We start from the raw sequence: 20,479 nt of genomic DNA, 5'->3' as shown, positions 1-20,479 counted from the left end.
CGCATCGTCTACCTGTTCGGCAAGACGTACTGGTGGGATCGAGACCCCGACGGGCGGCTGACCCTACAACCCGCCTTCTGGATCAATGCGCCCGGTCGACGCGGAAGGTGAACTGCTGCCCGTAGGCGGCCCGGTACTGGTCCGGCGTCCACGCCCTGCCGTCCGCGAGGAACACGGGATCAACCCGCGCCCCGCCCGCAGTCTCCGGGTCGGAGACGAGGACCCAGCCCACCACTCCCCCGCCCGGTGGCACCCCCGTCGTGTCCGTGCCGGACGGCGCCGACACCTGCACCATCAGCCCGTCGAACGCGGGCAGCACCCCAACGATGCTGCCCGCAGCCGCGTCCGTCATGATCGGCATGTCGTTCAGCCGATCAGGAGCGGCGCCACCTGGTCCGCCATGTGCTGGAACCCCTGATCGCTCAAGTGGACGCCGTCCGTACCGACCGCGCCCGGCGTTGCCGCAGTCCCCCAGTAGCCGAAGCGGTTCCACCAGTCCCACGACTGCTGACCCTCGACCCACCAGTTGATCACAGCGAACCCGTAGATGTCAGCAAGCGGGCGGATCGCCTTCGAGTACTCGATGTACTTCGCGTTCGCGCCCTCGTGAGTCCCGACATGGGGCAGCGCGATCAGCACGTCCGCGCCCGTGCTCGCGATCCCAGCGGACCGGATGGCCTGGAACCAGGACAGTACGTTGGCGAGCCACGCGTCGGCGGTGACGCCCCCGCTGGCCGCTGCGGCATCGTTCGGGGCCGCAGAGTAGACGGCGAGGTCGGCTGGGAAAGACGCGCCCCCATTCCACACGGCATTCAACGCGGTCGGTGCGTTGTTGGCGTAGCGGGCGCTGGTCGCCCCGGCGAGCGCAACGTTGTGGAGGATGACCCCGGATGCGTTCTCCCCGCTCACTCCGCAGACACTGACGTACTGACCGGTAGTTGCGGTGCCGACCTTCACGCGCACGGTGTGCTCGACATTCGACAGGCCGGTGATTGTGGTGGTCTGGATCGCGGCCGTGCCGGACGGCTGTGCAACGGACACGTCAGCACCGCCGTCAATGCTGTACAGCATCGCGGGCCGGGTGCCCGACCCGGTCACCGTGTAGATCCGCACCGTGGTGCCGCGCGCCTTGAACGTCAACGTCGCCCCGGTGACATCCGAATACAGGTACGTTGCGCCCGGTCCGTAGGTGGAGCCGCCCTGTGTCCACGTGCCGCTCTGCGCGACCGCAGCTCCCGCAGTGAGCCAGGCCGCATACGGTCCGGCGTCGGTCAGATTCTGGGAGAGGCTGACGCCGTGGAACCCGCTCCCGCCGTCACCGTAGACACTCTGCAACGCCGCACTGACCAGCCCAGGCCACGACTTGGTGCGCGGGTTGGACGCGAAATAGCCGAGCGTGGCCGAGCCACCGACCGTGACGATCCGGGCGAGACCCGTGCCGGCCTTGGCTGCGTCCCGCTTGGCTCGCCAGAACTGCCCCCAGCCGGGCGGCACGTACAGCCCCGATTGCTCTGGAATGTTCGATCCGGGTGCGCCCATGTTGGCGCGCACCATCGAGTACTTGCCCGCCAGCTCCGTGAGGCCGACAGCCAGCGTCCCCTTGGTCGTCAGTACGTTTCCGCTGATGAGGTTGAACCCGGCGTCTCCGGAGGCTTCCTCTCGGATGAGGCTGCGCGTCTTGCCCGCAGTCGCCGATGAGGCGATCGAGTTACCTTGGATCAAGTTGCGGGTGGCGCCGTACTCCATGTGGATGCCTGATGCCTGACCAGCGGTGCCGACTTCGCCTGGCGAGAAGATCGTGCATCCGGTGACGACGTTCCCCGTCCCGGCGATGAAGATGCTATCCCCGGCGGTGCCGTCAAAGTTCGAGCCAACGATCTTCGTGGACGAGCAGTCCTGAAGCCGCACACCCTTGGTGTTGTTCGTCGCGCCACCGACAAAATTGCAGGCATCGATGAACTGCGTGCCGGCCCGGTCCAGGATGCACACCGCAGTACCCCAGGTCGTGCCGCCGGATCCGCCGAGAAACTCGAAATCACACGCGACGATCTGATTCTCATCGTTGCTGTTCAGGTGGATACCTCGGCCGGGCCCCGTGGAGGCCATGGCCCCGTCGAAAAGGCAGCCGATGACCCGGTTGTTGTGGCCGAACGCGCCGCCTGTCTGGCCACCAAGGTAGAGGCCGTCGTCGCGGCACGCCACGAAGTGGACGTTGTCGAAGCGGCAGGCAACCGCACCCGCGGCGTTGATGCCGCCGGACGATCCGCTTGTCGACTGGCCCGAGCAGTTCCCGTCGATCTTCATGTCGCGGATGATGACCCGCGTGTCCTCCCCCTGCATCGCCAGGACGAACGTGTTCGCCCCGTTGGCCAGCTTGAGCGAGGTCCCCCAGCCAGAGCCTGCCAGCGCGTAGCCCTCGCCAGCGGGCAGCAGGATCGGCGAGGACACCATGTACGTGCCAGCGGGGATGTACAGGGTGGTGCGGGCTGCTGCTGCGGCGTCGACGGCGGCCTGCAATGCGGCGGTGTCGTCGGTGGCTCCGTCGCCCTTGGCGTTGTAGGGGGCGGTGGTGGCGATGATCCAGTCGATGCTGCTGCGGAGCAACGGTGTGGGAATGCCGCCGCTTTCGTCGAGCTGAAGCCAGCCGCCCGGCTGACCGCCCCGACCCATGAAGCCCGTGAGGACGTCACCAATGTCGGTGGCGGTCATGGTGTACCGGTGGCTGTAGCCGAAATCCACGTAGCAACTGGTGGTGCCGTCGGGGCCGTAGAAGGTAACGCCGCCGTCGGAGTCGGCGGTGACCTGGGAGATTGGCGTGCCGGCCAGATCGGTGAGGTCGGTGAATTGGGTGCCGCCTGTGCGGGAGGTCCATACGGTTCCGACGGCTCCGGGGCGCAGCAGTAGCTGGGAGCCCACGCGCTCGGAGGCGTAGTCGGCGGGACTGCCGCCGAATAGATGCCTGGCCATTGGTGCCTTCTTTCTCAGCTCAGGCGAGCCAGTAGGAGCCGTCGATGGTGAGAACGTCGTCTTTGCGGATGTCGAACGGCCTGTTCGTCAGCAGGTTGACGGTGTTGGGGGTGTCGTTGACGGAGTTACCGGTGGAGGTGGGGTAGCGGAGCCGGGCGATTTTGTTGGTGCCGTCGGTCGTTGGGAACGTCATGCCGGAACCGGTCGCGCTGCCCTCTCCGTTGGCGGAGGTGAAGTTCCAGGTGAACAGCGAGCGGAAGGCGGATGTGCAGGGGAGGCCGGGCGGCAGGGTGGCCTGGATCGGCTCGGTGTATGCGGGCGGGTTGCCGGTGGGGATGAGTTGGATCGTCACGTCGACGCGCTTCCCGACGGCCTGGTAGCGGCCGATGTTCGTGCTGCCGGAGCCCCAGTTGATGGTCGTGGTCGACGAGTTCCACACCGGGGTGTAGGTGGAGTCGTCGACTCCGGCAGAGGCGAGCCACAGCCAGCTAGCGCCGTCGCCCACGTAGAGCTTGCCGCTGTCGACGAGCACCTGGTTCTTCGCTGCCGGAGGGCGGGCGCCGGGGACGGCTGGGATGACGCCGCGGCCGGTCATGTAGCGGCGGTCGATGGTGTTGGCTGCTGTGACGACGGACGATCCGGCGGCGACGGTGCATTGGGCGAGGGGGATCTCCCAGACGCCGACGTCGTCCTGGGTGAGGGTCGGCGCGGACGTTCCGCCGGTCTTGTACTCGGCGGTGACCTTCTTGGCGGCTTGGTCGGCGCGGAGCACAGCGAGGTCGATGCGGGCAGCACCGGCCGCGTTGGCGGGCACGTTCAGGGCTTTGTTGGCGTCGTTGAAGTAGTAGAAGCCGTTGACGAATGCGCGGCCGGGTGCGACGAGGACGGTGTTGGTGCCGGAGGCGGTGGCCTTGAGTGTGGTGCTGTTGGGGTCGGTGTCATGGACTCCGTCCAGACCCCAGCGTCGTGCCACGCGGGACCACTGAAGTTGGGTGGTGATCGGGCTGCCGTCGAACGGCGCGGAGAACTCAGCCATGGTCAGGCCGCCTTCCGTGTTTTGAGGCGCCCGACGTCCTTCTTGACCTGGGCGAGGTGCTGGTAGATGCGGGCGACGATGTTGGTTCCGGTGTCGCCGCCGACGGTGGCTTTGACGGTGGTGCCGTTGTCTGCCGACGAGGCGAGGGTTACCTCGCGGACGACGTCCGTGTACCAAGCACCGCCCCGGAGTTGCGCGGACACGGTGTCGCCGACGCTGTAGTCCCGGCCGTAGCGGAGGTTGGGGATGTCGATCGGTGAGATCGACAAACTGCCTTGTCCGGCGCCGTTGGTGAGTGCTTCGGCGCCTGCCTGGTCCATCTGTGCGGCGAGGTCGACGGAGGCTGTATCTACGGACGTCTGGTCTACGAACTGTTCCAGGACGAGCCCGGGAAACAGCGGGTCCGGCCGGTCGTATGTCTTGCAGACGCGCGGCGAGCTGCCGCCTCCTGCAACAACGATGGCGCGGGTGCAGGTCGGCGGGGTGGTCGTGTAGGAGGCGTCGGTGAGGTTGCCGAGGCCGAAGCTGAACCGGGCGGTGCCGCTCCGGTCGGTGGGCGCATACACCTGGAACTGGAGCGCAGCTCCGACCTGGACGACGCGGAAGCCCAAGCCTGCGGCGTTGGCGATGTCCTGCAGGACGGTCAGGAGGTTGTCGAACTGGTTGACCTCGCGGACCAGGGGGCCGCCGTGGAGGCCGTCGGCGGCGAGGGTGAGTAGCGCGTGCTTCCTGGATGCGAGTGCTCCGGGTCCGGCGTTGACGTTGACGAGGGTCCGCATCGCCGTTTCGGCGGCAGCGGCAGAGATCTTGTATACGGATGCGGACTGCGATCCGATCGCCGACCCCGGTGACGGCCAGCATGCGTAGCGGGCGAGGACTTCGGTGTCGTCGGTGCCGCCGATCGTCAGCTTGCCGCCGCCGCCATCAGAGGAGGAGCGGGTCCAGTCCACCGTGCGGATCGGCCCGGACATGACGTGATCACCCGTCGCGGTGCGGATAATCAGCCCGTTGCCCTCCACGAGTAGCGACGCTTTGTCCGAGTCGGCGGCGATTTCCAGGGTGAATGCGCCGATGGCGTTGTGGCGGGGAATGACGTTGAGGCTGGTGTAGTCGTCGACCTGCCCGATTCGCTGCAAGGTCGAGTTGCGGACGTAGACGCGGAGTGCTGTCGAGTTCATGGCGTCACGCGGCCAGGTAGCGGGGCTGGTAGGACATGGACACAGTCGTCAGAGAGGTTGATCCGTCGACGACCAGGTTGAGCCGGTTGTCTCCCTCTTCCAGCGGCCACATCGTCGAGTCGGTGGACAGGTTCGGCCACAGATTCGTGCCCCCGTTGAGGAGCGCCGTCTGCCTGCGCTCGCGGGTGTCGATGACGATCGTGTCCGTGCCTGTGATCGTGCGGGCGACCCTCAACTTTTGCACGGTCGTCTCACCGCTGACCGGATCCGTGCGGGTGTTGGTGAGGGTGGCCGAAGTAGCCGGGCCCTTGATGGTCCACACCGGGTAGGCGACATCGTCGCCCGGATTGGTGACTACGACCTCACCGAGTACTTGGCTGTCGCCCACGACCAGCGGCAGCACTGGGTAGAACTCAGCGTCCGATCCGGCCTTCCAGTTGTGGGTGACTTCGGCGCCGATCCAGTACGGGGACGGGACGCCGAAGGTGATGGCGTTGATGCACCACCGCTCCCCCGCCGCGTCCAGCGATTCGTCACCTTCCATGCCGTCGACGTAGTAGGCGCCGATTGTGCGGACGTCGCCGTCGGGTTGGGTGAGCGTCAAGGTGCCCACACCGCGCTTGGGGTTGAGGCTGCGGATGAACGCGCGCCGGCGGGCGAGGTAGGCGGCGCGTGAGTCGTTCGCCCAGAAGGCGAGCGGCAGGACGATCGACTTTCCCTCAGCTCGGATATCGCGGACGGCGTACCCGTCGATGCCGGGTGATTCGTCTTTGGTGACGGCGTATTCGGGCATGTCGAGGCCCTTGGCGCCGGGTTGCAACAGCCAGCCGTTCTCCCAGTCGGACAGCATGGTGACGGCGCCTGCCGGGTCGGTGAAGGACACGGAGGGCATCTGGTTGATGAGGGTGGGCCAGGGCGGGCCCTGCTGTGGGATCTCGGGTGGGAGTGCGGTCGGGGGTACGAGGATGGGCACGTCAGCCTCCGACCATGCTGGTGCGGTGGAGCATGTCGTCTACGGCGAGGGCGTCGAGGATGGACTTGCGCGAGGCGACTTCGCGAGTGGTGGCGTTGTAGTACAGGTTCCGGTCGCCGCCGTTGTTGATCGTCTGCTGGCTCTGGATTCGGGCCATGGTCGCGGCGGCGGTGGTACGGACGGCGCCTGCCATGCGGGCGGCGGCTGCTGCCGTCTCGGGGACGGTCCGGTTAATGCCGCGTGCGAAGCCGAGGCCGGTGAAGCGGCCGAGGGCTTCGAGGACCCGCGACGGTGACTTGATCTTCAGTTCAACGGTGATGCTCTTCTGGATCGCCTTGGCGATCTTCTTCATCTGGTCTTCGATGAGCTTCTGCGTCGAGGCCAGGCCAGTCAGGTAGCCCTTGCCGGAGTTGGCGCCCGCGTCGTACATCGCATCCGCAGCCCCCTTACCGAAGGAAACCGTGGCTTTATCGATGTCGGCCTGCACCGTGTTGATCTGCTTCAGCTCGGCAGGCGTGGCGTCCACGAGGGCCTGGGCGTAGGCGGCGCCGGACTCCGGGCCTGCGGTGATGAGCTGCTGGAGCAGTGTTTTCGACAGGCCGCGGTCGCCGAGGGTTTTCAGGTTCGCGCCGAACTTTTTCAACTGGCCCAACCGGACGTTGAGTCCGCTGAGGATGCCGCCTGCGTCGAAGGTGTTGCCGCCGTTGGGGAGGCTGGTGAGGGCGGTGAAGTTGACGGCCTGCCCGGTGGCGTCGGCGGCGAGCTGGTTGGCGGCGGCGATCTTCGCGGCGATCGTGTCCCGCTGCTTGGCGAGGGCGTCCAGCTTCCTGGTCTGCACCTTGATCTGGGCGAGCAGCCTGTCATCGAGCGTGGTCTTGACGCCCTTGAATGCGTTCTTGATCGCCGTGGCGACCTTGGTCATGGCGGCGTCGATCTGCGATGCGGTCCCTGCGAGTTGCTTGAGGAAGTCGGCGCCGACCGACGCGGCGATCGGACCAGTGTCGATGCGCTTCCCGCCGACCTTGATGACACCGCCGCCTGCGTAACCGCGCGGCAGTCCCCGGCTGACCCGGACACCGCCGACGATGCCGCCTGCCGCATACCCGCCGGGCCGGTTGTAGGCGCGGGACAGGCTGCCGTAGGTCTTCAGCGCGTACTTCATGCTGGCGTAGATGTTGGCCATCGGGTCCACCGAGACGCCGTACATGAACGGGCCCGTGTTGCGGTACTTCCCGGCGAAGCGCTCGAAGGTGCCGCGGATCACCTGGAGCAGACCCACGGACGGGTGCCCGGCCTTGGCGTTGGAGTCCCAGAGGTTGACGGCGCGCGGGTTGCCGCCGGACTCCTGGTTCATGCGGCGCAGCGTCGTGTTGACGAGGCTGAGGGACTGGCCGACCTGCCCCAACGCCTGTTGGACGACGCCGCGCCAGCGCTGCACGCCGGAACCGCCATCACCTCCGCCATCGCCACCGGTGAGGTAGCGCATGGGGTCGACGGCCTTGCCGTTGATGCGGGCCTCAAGGTGGAGGTGGGGGCCCGTGACGTTGCCCGTAGCTCCTACCGCGCCGACCCTGCCGCCTTGCTTGATGCCCGCGCCGACGCGGGCGGCGATTGACGACATGTGCGCGTACAGGGAGGCCAACCCGCCGCCGTGGTTGATCTCCACATGCTTGCCGTAGGGCCCGCCCGAAGACGCCGACCGGACAGTCCCGTTGTCCACGGCGCCGACCTTCGTGCCCGTCCGCGCCGGGAAGTCGAGTCCGGTGTGCCGGCCCGACGACCACATGGAGCCGCGCTTGCCGAACGGGGTGCCGTAGGCGGCGTTGACGGGCTTCTTCCACTGGCCCGACGCTTCGGGGATGTCCTTGCCGCGGATGTAGTCGATGGCTTTGTCGATGAGTCCGATCGGGAGGCCGCCGACCGCGCCGGGCCAGGTGCGGCTGTTGGTGCCGAGGGCCTTCTTGATGCCGGATTTCACCGGCTTGAACGCAGTCTCGGCGAGGTCGGCGAATCCGCCGCGGACTACGTCGGCACCCTTGCCGAGGGCCTTGCCGACACCGGACGCGATACCCGATCCGATGCTGGACAGGCCGGAGCCGATGTCGCCCAGGATGCCGCCGCCGGCGAACCCCCGGAACTGGGAAAGGGAACGGCCTGCCATGGCCGCCTGGTTGACGGCGTGGAGCCGGGCGCGCTCGTAGGGGTCCGCCATCGCTTCGGACACGTAGACGCCTTCGCCGCGGCGCATGGGTACGAGTTGGTCGTCGCCCTGCCGGAAGGTGGACCAGCCGGGAAGGATGCCGCCGCGGGCGAAGCCCTTCGGCATGCCCATCGGCTTGAGGTCGGGTACCCCCGGCAAGTTGGCGGCCGTGGCGTTCCACACGCCGACGACACCCTTGTTGTACACGGTCTGGATCCAGAATTTGACGGGCCCGCTGACCTTGTCTTCGATGCCTTTCCAGACTTTGCCGATGTTTTCGCGGAGGTCGCGGAACGCGGCGACCATGCGGCCTGCCCAGCGTCCGAGGCCGCCGAATGCGTCGTCCATCGCGCCGGAGGCGGTGCGGCCGACGGTGCGCCAGAGGGAGCGCCAGGTGTCGGCGATGCCGTCGCGGATGTCGCGGAAGATTTGTACGCCGCGCCGCCAGAGTGAGGTGAACCAGCGGATGGAGCCGTTGACGATGTCGGGGATGATCGAGTGTCCGAGGAGGATGTCGTAGAGCCAGCGGAAGTGTCCGGCGATTTTCTCCGTCAGCCATTTCGCGGCTTCGACCGCCGGGCGGAAGCCTTCCTTGAGCCGTCCGAGGTCGGAGACGATCTGTTGGATGGCGGGGATGACGACCTGTGTGATGACCCAGGTGGCGAGGCGGGTCATCAGGTCGGTGAATTCGATCAGTGGCGGGATCAGCGGCAGCAGGGCGGGCAGTAGCTCGGTTGCCATCTGGACGCTGAGCAGGAGGAGTTGCGGCAGGAGCGGGGCGAGCTGGGTGAGGATTTCCCCGATCGACTCGGCCATCAGGATGAAGCTGGGGATCAACTGCGGTAGTACGGGAAGGAGTTGCTGGAGCAGGTCGAGGAACGCGACCGCGTACTGCTCGGCAAGCTCAGCGATGATCGCTGTGAGGCCGGAGATGATGGGGGTGAGGATCGGGCCGAGCATGCCCGCCACGTCCCGGATCACAGGGGCGAGGGCCTGGAAGATCGTGACCAGCAGGCCGAAGATGGGCTCCACGGCCGGCAGTAGCTGAGCGATCAGGTCACCGATCACGGGCAGCAGCGGCGACAGCGCCTCCACCAAAGCAACCACCGCCTCGGCAGCTACGACCAGGATCGGCCCGAGGGCTTTCCCGATCGGCAGCAGGGCCTCGCCGAGGGTTTTGAACAGGTCCGCGATGACGGGGCCGAGCATGTCAGCGATCTGGATGATGAACGGCGACAGCGCGGCAAGCACGGGCAGGACGGCTTGGATGGCCTGCCCCAAGGCTCCGGCGAGGAGCCCGACGATCGCTGAGATCGCCGCGAACACCTTCGTGAGCGCGTCCTGCACTTCGGGCATGCGCACGATCCGGTTCAGCTCTTTGATCGTCGCGCCGATCGTGGAGAAGAAATCCCCCTGCCCCGCACCCGCAGCCTTGAAGATCCCCGAGACGAGGCCGCCCAGGTCCGCGAGGACGCCGCCGAGTTGGATGGCGACGTCCAGCGCACTGTTGATGGCCTCGGTCAGCCGCCCGGACTCCAGTCCCTTGTTCAGCTTCCCCATGACCTTGTCCATGGCGTCGGCGGCGCCCTGGGTCATGCGGTCGAATGCTGGCTGCGCGGCAATGGAGAGCTGCGCGAGGCCGGTGATGAGCTGGCCGGGGATGCGGGCGAGGTTGCCGAGGCTGGACTGGACGCCGTCGAACACGCCTCTGAGTTGGCCCGCCGTCTCCAGGTTCGCGACGGCCGTAAGCGCGTTGCGGCCCATCCGGTTGAGTTCGCCCGCGGCCCCGACGATTCCGGTGCGGACGGTGGGGAGGATCTGCCCGCCGACCTGCCGCAGCCGCGTCCCGAGCCCGGCGAACAACCGGTCCTGGACGTCGAGTTTCATGTCGCGCCAGGCCGGGGCCATGGCGCGGATCTCCTGCACGAACGCCCGAGCGTTCGGGCTGAGCTTGGCGAGCGCCTCATCGACCTTGCTGGTCTGTGCCGCTACACCGGCCTGAGCAGCAGCAACCGCACGGGCGGCGTCCGCGACCGCGCGGTGCGCGTCCTGGACAGCCCGCTCCTGCGCGGCGACTTGTTCGCCGGCGCGGCGTATCTGCTCCCGCGCCCGCACCACCTGATCCGAGCCCTCAACCCCCGCTGCGTTGGCGGCCTTCGTATCGGCGGTGAGGCGTTTCTGCTGCCTGGACTGTTCGTCGGCTGCGACGCGGGCTTTTTCGAGGGCGAGTTCCTGCTGCTGGATCTGAAGCTGTGTCGCCGCGGGGTCCGATCGGACCTTGGCTAGGTCCAACTCGGCTTGCTCAATGTCGAGAGCGGCTTGCTTCTGGTCCAATGCGCCTTGGCGGAGGCGCTGGTTCATGTCCTCCAGGTCCCGGGTCGCCTGCCTGCGTGCGGCCGACAACGCGTCCTGGGCTTGCCGTGCGTCGCGCTGCGCCTGGGTGAGGGACCGTTCCGCGTCGGCAACACCCCGCTGCGCGTTCGCCAAGGAGCGTTGTGCGGATTCGACGCCCTTCACTGCCGTCGCTGCGGCTGTGGCCTGTTGGGCGCCGCCTCCGAGTGCGGCCTTGATGGCGTCGCCGACCCCCGACGTGCCCAGCTTGACCGCCGCAAACGTCGTACCGAGGAGCGTGATGGCGGGGGCGACGGTGGCGGCGAGCGGCCCCATCTGCGCGATCGCACTGCTCAGTGACGCGATTGACGGGAGCGCCGCTATCGCCGCCGCCGTCAGCTTCAGCACCCTGCCGCCCAGCGACGACACTCCGTCGCCGGCGCCGTCGCCGAGACCGGTGAGCGCGCCCAGCCCAAGCGTGCGGACGCGGATGTTCGCGGTACGGTCACGGGCCGCATGGTTCAAAGCCGTGTTCGCCGCGGCTGTGTTCGCGCGTGCGGTGACGGCGACAGTCCGCCGCCGGGTGAGGTTGGCGATGTCATCGGCAGCGACGCGGGTGTCGACGTCGATGCCGATCCGTACCCGCTGGCGACGCGTGAGATTTTGGATCTCCTGCGCCCCGACGCGTGTATCGACCGACGCGCGGATGTTGACGACACGGTCCTTGACCAGCCGGTCCAGTTGCCGCTCGGCCGCCGCATACGCCGCCTGCTGGATCTTCGGCAGAACATCGACCGTGCGCTGCCCAAGGAGCGCGTCGAGCCTGCCCCGCGCCGTACCCTCATCGAGGTCGACCTTCACCTTGACGGTGCGGGGCTGCGTCAGCTTGTCGAGACCCGTGCGGGCGGCGGTGTCGTCGAGCTGCGCCTTCACCTGGACCGTGCGGTCGGCAGTGAGCCGGTCCAGCTTCGTCTTCGCCGACCCCACGTCGAGGTCGACATCGAGCTTGATAGTCCTCGGGGCGGTCAGCTTGTCCAGCTTGGTCTTCGCCGCTGCCGAGTCGAGATCGAGGCCGACCTTGACGACGGGCATGAAGCCGCGCAGTTCCGTTCGGACCCCGGAGATCAGCTCTCGGCCGGCGACCTTGCCCGCGAGTTTTGCGGGCTCCCGCACCGCCTTGGGCAGTTGGACCATGAGGAGGTCGCCGAACTTCGACGTGTCGGGGGTGAGCGATACCCGGGTGCGTCCGACGACTGTCGCCTCGGCCATGCTGCCCCTCCCCTCCTAGTGCGCTTCGAGTTCGCGGATCTTTGCTGCCCAGTGGTCAATCTCTGCTTGATCGGTTTCGCTGGTTCCGCTGGTGCCGGGTGAGTACTGGTTGAGGATTGCCTCGCTGTATTCGCGGCCTGCGGCTTCGAGTTCGGCTTGGGCGTCGTCAGCGGCCATGTGGGGCGGTTGGATGACGTCGAGGTCGGGTGGTTTGCCTTTGAGGTGGGCGGTCCACAGGATCCGGACGAGCATGATCAGCGCGTTGTACTGGGCGGCGCCGATGAACGTGTCCTGCGTCCAGCGGCGTCCTTCCACATCGCCGGAGGCTGCGGCTTTCGTCGCGGAGTCCTCCGGCAAGGCGTCCACCAGGTCCCGGAGTTCGGCCCAGTTCATGGACCCTTCGCCCCAGGACATGGCCCAGAATTCCTCTAGGCGGCGGCCGGGGTAGTAGCGCTGGAGGTCGGCGCGGAGGCTCCCGGCGTGCTCACTGAGGAGGGCGAGGAGCCGGAGCCTTCCCCCTGGTCGGTGCCCGCCTCACCGTCCAGTTCCTCGATGATCGCCTTCAGTTCGCCGACGGTGAGCTGCGCGGTCTTGACGAGCTGATCGAACGCCTCGGCCGGGGTGGCAATCTTGCGGAGAACGGAGAGGTTGGTGTTGCCGCCGTCCTGTTCGACGCTCTCTACGACCTCGATCGGCCAGTGGTCCTGGGTGAGGAAGGAGACCGTCCGCTCCTCCGGCACCGCCCCAATGGGCTGATCCCCGACGAGGGGCAGTTCGAAGACGACGTCGACGTACTTGAGTCCGGCGGTCTGCGCGATCTGTGCGCGCATCTGCTGGAGGCGGATGACCTTGCGGTTCGGCTTGCTCATGGCTGGTGTCCTTCGTGGCGGGGGCGGGGCGGGGGCTTGTCAGGTGGTCCGCTGCGCTGCCCCCGCCCGGAGTTGGGCGCAGCGGACCACCAGTCAGGGGTCAGGGGGTCGGCAGCACGACGTCCGTGATCATGTGCTGGACGGACTGGGCTCCACCGGGCGCCGCCAAGGCGGTGAACGTCAGCTCATAGTTGGAGCTGTCGTCTGCGGAGTGCTTGCGGGCGCCTCGGTCGGACACGCCACAGCGGGCGATCATGATGCGGTGGCGCTTCCCCGACATGAGGACATCGAGCCCGAGGGCGATCTCCACCGTGTCCTGGGTCGAACCGGAACCGAAGGAGATGAACTGCTTCTTCGCCGGGGGGCCCACCGCAGCCGCCGTGCTGGTCATGTTGGCGAACTGCACCTGGTAGTACAGGGACAGGAGCTGGGCCGTGGTCTCCCGGAAGACCAGCTTGAACGTCTGTGTGCGCTTCTTGGCGAGGTCCACGACCGGGGCGTCCTCGCCCCACGCGTCGAGCTGGGTCCGCTCCTCTTCGAGAGCCTCTTCGAGGCCGTCCGGGGTGATGAACCCCATGTCGGCGAAGTCGGAGCCCCAAGCGATTTCTGGGCCGGTCGGGAACGTGGAGCCGACCTCGGCCGCGTATGCCTTGCCTGCTGTACCGACGATGATGTTTGCTGCGTCGCCCACGGTGGGCCTCCTAGCTGGTCACGCGGGGTGGGCAGACGCTCATCCCCAAGGTCATGCCGACGCGGTACACATCCGTGTTCGGCTCTTCGGGTCGGTCCTGGGGTCCGGCCTCCTGGCTGATGCCGGTGACGATCCCGTCGGCGGTCGCACGGCCGGGCAGCAACTCCCACTCGGCACAGACGCGTTGGGCGAGTTGCATGGCGCCGTCCTCGGTGGCGGCGTAGCAGTCGACGCTCAGGCGCGGGTTGTCGCGCTGCGCCGGGTCCGCCCAACCGCGCACGTCCGCCACTCCCCCAGCGCGCAACACCCGCACCACCGGCAGCGCAGCCGTGAACGCGGCACCCTCGGGGAGCTTCGACGTCACGAGGACGCCGTCGAGCGCGGCGGCGAGGAGATCTATGGCGATCTTCTTGCCGTCGGGGAGGACAACCGGAGTCGCCATCGGGCTACTTCGTCTGACCCGAGGGCGGGGTTGTCTTGGCTACGGGCTTCGGCTCGGGGGTGGGGGTCGCCTCGGCGACGGGGGTCGCATACCCGCGCCAGCGGTGCACCTCGCCGGCGGGAACGTCGATGACGGTCTCGGGCGGCTGGTCGCCACGCCAGAACGAGAGCTTCATCTTCACGGTGTCGCCGTCAGCCATCGTGTACTCCTTCATCAGTGATCGCCGCCAGCGGCGTCGAGTGCGTTCGTGAGAGTGAGGCGGGGCGGGTGAATAGCCCTGCCATGGCGGTCGGTCTGCCGAGTGCCGTGCTCCACGTAGATCGCGTAATGAACGTTCGCGTCGACATGGACCGTGCCGTCCGCGTCCGCCTGCTCGACCCGGTGGATCGACTCCTGGAAACGACCGGTCAGCACGGGCGCGGTGGCCTTCGCGACCTGGACGACGCGGTCCATGCGGGCCCGCATGTCGGCTTGCACGTCGTCGTCCAGCGCCAGCGCCTCGATCGCCGCCTCATCGACCTCCACCACAATGTCCGCCGCCATCAGCCCGCGACCTCCTTGAGATCCACGACCTGACCCGACAGCGGCCCGGACAGCTCCGGCACTGCCGGAACGCCGTCCACATCCCAGTCGCGGCCCTGCCAGCGGACCCGCATCCACTCCGTGACCTGCGGGGCGCGCGGCGGCATGAACAAGCGGGCAGTGGTGACGGTCTGATCCGAGGCGTTCTTCGTCTCGGCTGATCCCGTGTAGTCGACGGTCACCCGCCGAACCTCGGTCGGCGTGGCATGCTCCCAGTCGCGGACCTGCGAGTTGTACGAGCCCGACACGAGAGGGGCGTCCAGCAGGATCACGGCCTGGCGGCCGATGTTGTACGGCATCAGCCCCACGTCCAAACGAAACCCCGGAAATGGCCACTGGTCAGCAGAACATCCGCAGCCGACTGCGTCAGACGTGACGACGCGCTGCCGTTGGACCCGTCCTTCGACGCCCGACGAGTAAAAGACCTCTGCCCGGTGCTCATCGACGCCAGGTCGTCCTGCGCGCCCGTCTCGTCGTCACGGTCCATCAGCCACTGCACCTGCCGCACGCAAGCCCTGGACAGCGTCACCAGCACATTGGGGTCGGTCCGGTCGTATGCGATGCCGTACAGGGCCCTGTCGATCGCGGTCGACGCCCGGTCGAGCAGGCGCGCGACGTTCTCCGGAGCAGGCTCAGGAGCGAGCCACGCCTCAAGGTCACTGACGGTCGCATAGGGCATGAGCTACACCTGCGGCCCGTCGTTGGCGTCCTCGATGACCTGGACGTACTCCTGGCAGTCCTTCTTCGTCGCCCCGGCCGCGTCCTCCTCGGGCATGCCGACAGAGATCGCGTAGGCCCGCCAGTCGTCGACCTTGCTGTTCGCGGTCGGCTTCTCTACCGGTGCGTTGGGATCGGCAGGCGGTGTGGGCGTCTTGGGCGCCTCCGGCTCCACCTCGGGCACCTCGTCGACGACGGGCACGAGGTGGCCGCGGGCGACCTGCTTGGCCATCTCGGGCGACAGCGGCTCATCCAGCAGCAGGCGGAGACCACCCGCGCCCTGGTATTCGCGCGCCATCAGACGGCCCTCGGGATCTTGAAGACCGTGATGCTTCCCGTGGTGCCAGCGGCGAAGTCGACGAAGAGCTGAGTGCCCTTCTGCTGGAACCGCCCGCTGGCGAGCGGGGGGAACCATGCTGTGGCAGTTGTCGGGATGCTCGCGGCAAGGTCGCCCTGGCCAGCCGATAGGGCTGGCGTGCCGTTGCCTGCCTTGACCGTGACGACTCGGGTAGATCCCGAGGAGTTGGTGACGCGGATGAGGGTGTGCTCGGGGTCGGCGTTGTTGATGACGACGCCGTTCGTGACGAGGGTCGCGTCGATGGTGGTCCCCGCCGGGTCGGCGAGAGAACTGTTCGGGAGGAGCGGGGTGTAAGGGACTGCGGTGCGAGGCATGGGTGGGCTCCCGGGGTCAGGATCGGAGGCGGCGACGAGGATCACGCGCGGGGATGGTCACGCCGGGTCGATGAACGCCACGGCGATACCGGTCGGGCGCGCGAGCTTCGCCCCGTACACGTGCAGACCACGGATCGCGTCCGAGAACGACCCCTCCAGGCGCAGCGCCTCGGTCTCCAGGATCTGGTCCGCGTAGGTGATCGCTCCCGGGTATCCGGCCTGGATGACCTGCGTGTCGCTGGACGGGTTCGGGGCGTTGTTCGACATCAGGATGTCCATGCCGGCGGCGCGGCCGATGTACCCGTTGCGGAGGCCCTCCGTGGTGCCGGAGGCGTCGGCGCGGATGAACCGGTCGTCCTGGAGGAGGCTGGCCTCCAGTTCCGGGGTGATGACGCAGTACCGGTCCTCGGTGGGTACGTTGGCCCGGTTCAGCCGGGTGCGGAGGGGGATGAGGACCTTGTTGTAGGCGTCCGTCGGCGTGGTGAAGGTGTTGATCGGTGCGCCCGTGGAGCCGACCGTGTTGCTGGCGGCGGCGCCGGTGTAGAGGTTCGCGACGTAGCTGTCGGCGGCGTCGCGCAGCTTGTACGCAGAGTTCTGGGCAACCTTGGTCATCGGGTTGACCCGGACCTGGGCCTTGTCGACGTCGTCGAGCTTGAACGCGAAGAACTTCTGCCGGTCGATGATCAGGTCGATCCCGGCGGTCTCGATCTTCTCGTAGTTGAGGGTGCCGTCGGGGTCGTAGTCGCTGACTGTCGGGTCGCCGACGGTGGTGATGCGCACCGACTGGCCGAAGTTCGCGATCTCGCCCTCGTAGTCGCTGTTGACGAGCTGCGGCTGGGCGTAGACGAGGGCGTTCCGGAGCGCGTCGAGGAGGAGCGCGCTCCAGATCTGAGGCTTGAAGTTGGCGACGGACAAGGGAGGCTCCTATGGTCAGCCTCCGCCCCCCAGGTGGGCGTTGAAGCGCCCGTCCTTGACGGCTTTGGCGATCTCTTGGGATGTCATCCGCTTCCGGTCCGCCTCGCCCAGCTGCCGCTTTCCGCCCGGGGCCCCGTCCATTGGTGCGCCACCCGCAGGGGTGGGCTCCGGCTGCTTCTGCGGCGCCTTGGCCGCGAGCTTCGCGTTGGACTCCACCGCCGTCTTCACGGCCTTGCCGACCGCCTCGTCGAACCCGTCCGCTGTGGGGTCGAGTTGGGCGATGGCGCCTGCGAAAGCGCGTGAGTCGAGCAGTGCGTCGGGGTCGCCGCCGTGCGTCCCGGCCGTCTTGTAGACGGCGAGTTCGACCTGTGTCTGTCGGGCCTGATCTTCAGACGCCTTGGTCTGGGTCTGGGCCTCGGTCAGCTGCTTGGTCAGCTCTTCGGGGGTGGGCGGCTTCTTCTCGTCGGTCTCGATTCCGAAGGCGGCGGCGACCTTCTTCATGAAGGCGGCCTGATCGTCTGCGGCTTTCTGCTCTGCGGCGGCAGTCTTGGCCTTCTGGGTCTCGACGTCGCTGCGGAGGTTTTCGACGAGCTTCTCGAAGCGGGCCGGGTCGAAGTCGCCGTCGAACTTGGGCGCCTTGGCCTTGGGTTCGGTGGGCGGCTCGGTTGCCGGTGCCGGGTTGGAGGGCGTGGCGGGTGCGGCCGGCTCTGGCGGAGTCGGTGCGGGTGCCGGGGTTGCGGGCGGGGTGACCGGCTGGGTGCTCGGGTCCTGCGCCGGGTTGTCGGCGGGGGGTGTTGCGGGGGCGGGGGTCGTCACGGTGCCTCCTTGGGCGGCCTGCGCGGTGTGGCGATGCCTTGATCGCTACGCGTTGGCCCCGATGTTAACCCTGAACCCACCTCAATGCTGCACAATCAAAGGCAAGAGCGCAAGCTAACCTTTGAATCAAAGACGAGAGGGGGTGTGGTGGTGGTCAGCTCACAGCAGGTAGCCGACACGGCGCAGACACACCCGGCGGCGATCCGCGCCCTCGAACAGCGCACCATCCCCGAAGCGACCCAGCCCCTCGCTCAAGCCCTCAAAGCCGCGCACTCGGCTGCGACATCCCGCTGGATCCGAGAAACCGCCGCCACCAACATCCCCGCACGCCTGGACGAGTTCGCCGCCTACGTGACCCAGCTCCTCGACGCGGCGTTCGCCGACAAGGGCAAGGGTGCCCAACGCGCGGCAGAGCGGGCCGCGTTCACAGTGGCTCAGGCCGGGGCCCGGCAGGCGTCACAACTCGCCACCACCATGCGCGGCAAGCCCACCCCGCCCGTCAATGCCGCACCCGGCGAAGACGCCCAAGCCGTAGCCGAGGCCATCCCCGCCGCCGTCGAAGAGGAACACCAGCGGGCTCTCGCGCTCCTCACCGTCGCGAGCCTCACCGCCATGGGCCTCGCCGGACTCAACGCCGCATTCACCAGAGCCCGCCGGGCGATCAGCCGGGTCGCGGCAGCCATCGCCGTCACCATCACCACAGCCAACGCGCACGCCTCCAACCTCGTCGCCCGCGCCCTAGGTGACGGCGTCCGCCTCCTCTGGGTTGCCGAACCCGACGCCTGCCCCGCCTGCGCGGCCTATGCCGGCCGCAGCATCCGACCCGGCGGCAAGTTCCGCGGCGGCCTCAGCCTCGACCCGCGTCGCACGGTGTTCGTCACAGCCATCACCGGGCCGCCACGGCACCCGCGCTGCCGCTGTGTCCTTATCCCCTGGTCGACAGCCTGGCTGCTCGACGGCCCGCCCCTGCCCACCCTCCTGCGCCACCGCGCAACCACCGGGAGGACCGCATGAGTCGCAAATGCAAGAACCACTACGGCCTCATGAGCCAAGACCGCTGGGACGAACTACGCGAGCTGCACGCGCAAGGGAAGGGAAGAAACGCGATCTCCCGGGAGATGGGCATCACGAACTCGGTGGTGTCCCGGACCGCAGCGCACCTCGGCCTCGAATTCGACCGGTCGAAGATCGCCGCAGCAACGGAGGCACGGCTCGCCGACCTCGCCGAACGCAGGTCACTCCTGGCCGAAGACCTCATCGACGACGCGGAGAAGCTTCGGGCACAGATGTGGGAGCCGACCACCGTGTACGCGTTCGGCGGCAAGGACAACGAGTACAACGAGCATGTCTTCGACGAAGCCCCGGCGGCGGACAAGCGGGCCCTGATGGGTACTGCGGGCATGGCGATCGACCGGTCGTTGAAGCTGGCGCCCGCCGAGGAATCGTCGGGGCTGGATGCGGCGAAGAGCATGCTGAGCGGTTTGGGTGAGGCGCTCTCGGCGCTCGCGCGCGCGGAGGGTGAGCGCGATGCTCACGCCGAGGGCGACAAGGCGTAGCCGTGCTGGATTCGCTGCCTCTTTCCCGTAAGCAGATCAGGTCTGTCGCCGAGTCGACAACCAAGATCTCTTGCTGGGAAGGTGCGATCCGGTCCGGGAAGACCATTGCCTCACTGCTGAAGTGGCTGATCTTCGTTGCGAATGCGCCGACGACGGGCGAGCTTGTTGTCATCGCGAAGACCAGTCAGACCGCGCACCGTAACTTGTTCCTGCCGCTTCAGGATCCGGCGTTGTTCGGGGATATCACGAAGTTGATCCACTACACGCCGGGTGCTCCGACGGCGACGATCCTCGGCCGGACGGTGCACGTCATTGGCGCCAACGACGCCAAAGCGGAACCGAAAATTCGAGGCATGACCCTGTGTGGCGCCTACGTCGATGAAGTCACACTCGTGCCGCAAGTCTTCTTCGAGCAGCTCCTCGGCCGCATGTCAGTCCGCGGGGCACAGCTTTTCTGCACGACCAACCCCGACAATCCGGCGCACTGGTTCATGCGGGACTGGCTCTCCCAGGAGGGCACGAAGCCGCTGCGCCGGTTCAGCTTCACGATCGACGACAATCCGTTCCTCGACCCGGACTATGTCCGCGACATCAAAGCCATGCATGAGGGCCTCTTCTACCGGCGCTTCATTTTGGGGGAATGGGTCGCGGCCGAGGGCGCCATCTACGATTCGTGGGACCGGGACCGCCACATCGTCAGCGCACTGCCGAAGGCCGGGATCCACCGATGGATCAGCCTTGGCGTGGACTACGGAACAAAGAACCCGTTCCACGCTGTGCTCATCGGCCTCGGTGCGGACCGCAAGCTGTACGCAGCGGCAGAGTGGCGCTACGACTCGCGTCAGAAGCGCAAACAGCTCACCGACGCCGAGTACTCGCAGCGGCTGCGATCGTGGCTCGGCGAGGTGCCGCAGATCGGCCCGGTACGCCCTCAGTTCATCACCGTCGACCCGTCCGCGGCCAGCTTCTCGACGCAGCTACAGCGGGACAAGCTGCGGCCGACGCCGGCAAAGAACGACGTGATGGACGGCATCCGCACTGTGTCGTCACTTCTGGCCTCGAATCAGCTTCTCGTCCACGAGTCTTGCAAGGACTTGATCACCGAGATCGGCGGCTACTCCTGGGACGACCAGGCCGCGCTTCGTGGCGAGGAGCGCCCCATCAAGGTTGCTGACCATGGCGTCGACGCCCTCCGCTACGCCCTATTTACGACCCGAACCCTGTGGCGGCACAAGCTCGCCCTGGCAGCCTGAAAAGGAGAACCG

At 67.5% G+C, this 20,479-nt stretch carries 21 protein-coding genes; 3 read left to right on the top strand and 18 right to left on the bottom strand.

The features are described from left to right. Positions 1-82: 82 nt before the first annotated feature. The 18 genes from ACFVT5_RS41350 to ACFVT5_RS41265 form a co-directional block, all read right to left on the bottom strand. Entirely contained in the window at positions 83-361 is a 279-nt protein-coding gene (locus ACFVT5_RS41350) for a hypothetical protein (RefSeq protein WP_389899269.1), read from the bottom strand. A 5-nt stretch (positions 362-366) separates the two neighbouring features. Further along, positions 367-2,967 (bottom strand): glycosyl hydrolase family 28-related protein, encoded by a 2,601-nt coding sequence (locus ACFVT5_RS41345; RefSeq protein WP_389899267.1) that lies wholly within the window; start codon positions 2,965-2,967, stop codon positions 367-369. Positions 2,968-2,986: 19 nt separating this feature from the next. Then, on the bottom strand, positions 2,987-4,003 hold the full coding sequence (locus ACFVT5_RS41340) for a hypothetical protein (RefSeq protein WP_389899265.1): 1,017 nt from the start codon (positions 4,001-4,003) through the stop codon (positions 2,987-2,989). 2 nt (positions 4,004-4,005) lie between these two features. Beyond that, on the bottom strand, positions 4,006-5,181 hold the full coding sequence (locus ACFVT5_RS41335) for a siphovirus ReqiPepy6 Gp37-like family protein (RefSeq protein WP_389899264.1): 1,176 nt from the start codon (positions 5,179-5,181) through the stop codon (positions 4,006-4,008). Between the two features lie 4 nt (positions 5,182-5,185). Next, entirely contained in the window at positions 5,186-6,154 is a 969-nt protein-coding gene (locus ACFVT5_RS41330) for a phage distal tail protein (protein ID WP_389899262.1), read from the bottom strand. A gap of 1 nt (position 6,155) precedes the next feature. Next, positions 6,156-11,954 (bottom strand): peptidoglycan DD-metalloendopeptidase family protein, encoded by a 5,799-nt coding sequence (locus tag ACFVT5_RS41325; RefSeq protein ID WP_389899260.1) that lies wholly within the window; start codon positions 11,952-11,954, stop codon positions 6,156-6,158. Between the two features lie 15 nt (positions 11,955-11,969). Continuing rightward, a complete protein-coding gene (locus ACFVT5_RS41320) occupies positions 11,970-12,347 on the bottom strand; it encodes a hypothetical protein (protein ID WP_389899258.1) in 378 nt (125 codons plus the stop codon). Positions 12,348-12,382: 35 nt separating this feature from the next. Further along, complete coding sequence (locus ACFVT5_RS41315; protein ID WP_389899256.1) at positions 12,383-12,823, bottom strand: hypothetical protein; 441 nt, start codon at positions 12,821-12,823, stop codon at positions 12,383-12,385. Between the two features lie 100 nt (positions 12,824-12,923). Then, complete coding sequence (locus ACFVT5_RS41310) at positions 12,924-13,514, bottom strand: phage tail protein (RefSeq protein WP_389899255.1); 591 nt, start codon at positions 13,512-13,514, stop codon at positions 12,924-12,926. A gap of 10 nt (positions 13,515-13,524) precedes the next feature. Then, positions 13,525-13,956, bottom strand: a complete 432-nt coding sequence (locus ACFVT5_RS41305) for a hypothetical protein (protein WP_389899253.1) — start codon at positions 13,954-13,956, stop codon at positions 13,525-13,527. Between the two features lie 4 nt (positions 13,957-13,960). Next, complete coding sequence (locus ACFVT5_RS41300) at positions 13,961-14,155, bottom strand: hypothetical protein (RefSeq protein WP_389899251.1); 195 nt, start codon at positions 14,153-14,155, stop codon at positions 13,961-13,963. A gap of 14 nt (positions 14,156-14,169) precedes the next feature. Then, entirely contained in the window at positions 14,170-14,499 is a 330-nt protein-coding gene (locus ACFVT5_RS41295) for an HK97 gp10 family phage protein (RefSeq protein ID WP_389899250.1), read from the bottom strand. Further along, positions 14,499-14,837, bottom strand: a complete 339-nt coding sequence (locus tag ACFVT5_RS41290; RefSeq protein ID WP_389899325.1) for a hypothetical protein — start codon at positions 14,835-14,837, stop codon at positions 14,499-14,501. The genes ACFVT5_RS41295 and ACFVT5_RS41290 overlap by 1 nt, the downstream gene beginning before the upstream one ends. Continuing rightward, positions 14,837-15,217 (bottom strand): hypothetical protein, encoded by a 381-nt coding sequence (locus ACFVT5_RS41285; protein WP_389899248.1) that lies wholly within the window; start codon positions 15,215-15,217, stop codon positions 14,837-14,839. The genes ACFVT5_RS41290 and ACFVT5_RS41285 overlap by 1 nt, the downstream gene beginning before the upstream one ends. Positions 15,218-15,220: 3 nt before the next feature. Next, positions 15,221-15,553 (bottom strand): hypothetical protein, encoded by a 333-nt coding sequence (locus ACFVT5_RS41280; protein WP_389899247.1) that lies wholly within the window; start codon positions 15,551-15,553, stop codon positions 15,221-15,223. Then, positions 15,553-15,927 (bottom strand): hypothetical protein, encoded by a 375-nt coding sequence (locus ACFVT5_RS41275; RefSeq protein ID WP_389899245.1) that lies wholly within the window; start codon positions 15,925-15,927, stop codon positions 15,553-15,555. Before ACFVT5_RS41275 ends, ACFVT5_RS41280 begins: the two co-directional genes overlap by 1 nt. A gap of 57 nt (positions 15,928-15,984) precedes the next feature. Continuing rightward, positions 15,985-16,842: a P22 phage major capsid protein family protein gene (locus ACFVT5_RS41270; RefSeq protein ID WP_389899243.1), complete on the bottom strand. Its 858-nt coding sequence runs from the start codon at positions 16,840-16,842 to the stop codon at positions 15,985-15,987. Between the two features lie 15 nt (positions 16,843-16,857). Continuing rightward, positions 16,858-17,658: a hypothetical protein gene (locus ACFVT5_RS41265; RefSeq protein ID WP_389899242.1), complete on the bottom strand. Its 801-nt coding sequence runs from the start codon at positions 17,656-17,658 to the stop codon at positions 16,858-16,860. A gap of 150 nt (positions 17,659-17,808) precedes the next feature. On the opposite strand from ACFVT5_RS41265, the gene ACFVT5_RS41260 reads away from it, so the two are divergent. Genes ACFVT5_RS41260 through ACFVT5_RS41250 form a run of 3 tightly spaced genes read left to right on the top strand, consistent with a single transcriptional unit; the run spans position 17,809 to position 20,467 of the window. Next, positions 17,809-18,672, top strand: coding sequence for a hypothetical protein (locus ACFVT5_RS41260; protein WP_389899241.1), 864 nt, complete (start codon positions 17,809-17,811; stop codon positions 18,670-18,672). Further along, complete coding sequence (locus tag ACFVT5_RS41255; protein ID WP_389899240.1) at positions 18,669-19,214, top strand: hypothetical protein; 546 nt, start codon at positions 18,669-18,671, stop codon at positions 19,212-19,214. The genes ACFVT5_RS41260 and ACFVT5_RS41255 overlap by 4 nt, the downstream gene beginning before the upstream one ends. Before the next feature lie 2 nt (positions 19,215-19,216). Next, entirely contained in the window at positions 19,217-20,467 is a 1,251-nt protein-coding gene (locus ACFVT5_RS41250; RefSeq protein WP_389899239.1) for a PBSX family phage terminase large subunit, read from the top strand. The last annotated feature ends 12 nt before the right edge of the window (positions 20,468-20,479 follow it).

Source organism: Streptomyces sp. NPDC058001 (assembly GCF_042886315.1).
Lineage (GTDB): Bacteria > Actinomycetota > Actinomycetes > Streptomycetales > Streptomycetaceae > Streptomyces.
This window is presented reverse-complemented; position numbering and strand designations above follow the sequence as displayed.

Coding starts and splice junctions, on each gene's coding strand:
- ACFVT5_RS41280 (WP_389899247.1), bottom strand. CDS start 15,553: ATGGCGCGCGAATACCAGGGCGCGGGTGGTCTCCGCCTGCTGCTGGAT.
- ACFVT5_RS41320 (WP_389899258.1), bottom strand. CDS start 12,347: ATGAACTGGGCCGAACTCCGGGACCTGGTGGACGCCTTGCCGGAGGAC.
- ACFVT5_RS41285 (WP_389899248.1), bottom strand. CDS start 15,217: ATGCCCTATGCGACCGTCAGTGACCTTGAGGCGTGGCTCGCTCCTGAG.
- ACFVT5_RS41305 (WP_389899253.1), bottom strand. CDS start 13,956: ATGGCGACTCCGGTTGTCCTCCCCGACGGCAAGAAGATCGCCATAGAT.
- ACFVT5_RS41340 (WP_389899265.1), bottom strand. CDS start 4,003: ATGGCTGAGTTCTCCGCGCCGTTCGACGGCAGCCCGATCACCACCCAA.
- ACFVT5_RS41275 (WP_389899245.1), bottom strand. CDS start 15,927: ATGCCTCGCACCGCAGTCCCTTACACCCCGCTCCTCCCGAACAGTTCT.
- ACFVT5_RS41335 (WP_389899264.1), bottom strand. CDS start 5,181: ATGAACTCGACAGCACTCCGCGTCTACGTCCGCAACTCGACCTTGCAG.
- ACFVT5_RS41295 (WP_389899250.1), bottom strand. CDS start 14,499: ATGGCGGCGGACATTGTGGTGGAGGTCGATGAGGCGGCGATCGAGGCG.
- ACFVT5_RS41300 (WP_389899251.1), bottom strand. CDS start 14,155: ATGGCTGACGGCGACACCGTGAAGATGAAGCTCTCGTTCTGGCGTGGC.
- ACFVT5_RS41350 (WP_389899269.1), bottom strand. CDS start 361: ATGCCGATCATGACGGACGCGGCTGCGGGCAGCATCGTTGGGGTGCTG.
- ACFVT5_RS41255 (WP_389899240.1), top strand. CDS start 18,669: ATGAGTCGCAAATGCAAGAACCACTACGGCCTCATGAGCCAAGACCGC.
- ACFVT5_RS41290 (WP_389899325.1), bottom strand. CDS start 14,837: ATGCCGTACAACATCGGCCGCCAGGCCGTGATCCTGCTGGACGCCCCT.
- ACFVT5_RS41325 (WP_389899260.1), bottom strand. CDS start 11,954: ATGGCCGAGGCGACAGTCGTCGGACGCACCCGGGTATCGCTCACCCCC.
- ACFVT5_RS41345 (WP_389899267.1), bottom strand. CDS start 2,967: ATGGCCAGGCATCTATTCGGCGGCAGTCCCGCCGACTACGCCTCCGAG.
- ACFVT5_RS41315 (WP_389899256.1), bottom strand. CDS start 12,823: ATGAGCAAGCCGAACCGCAAGGTCATCCGCCTCCAGCAGATGCGCGCA.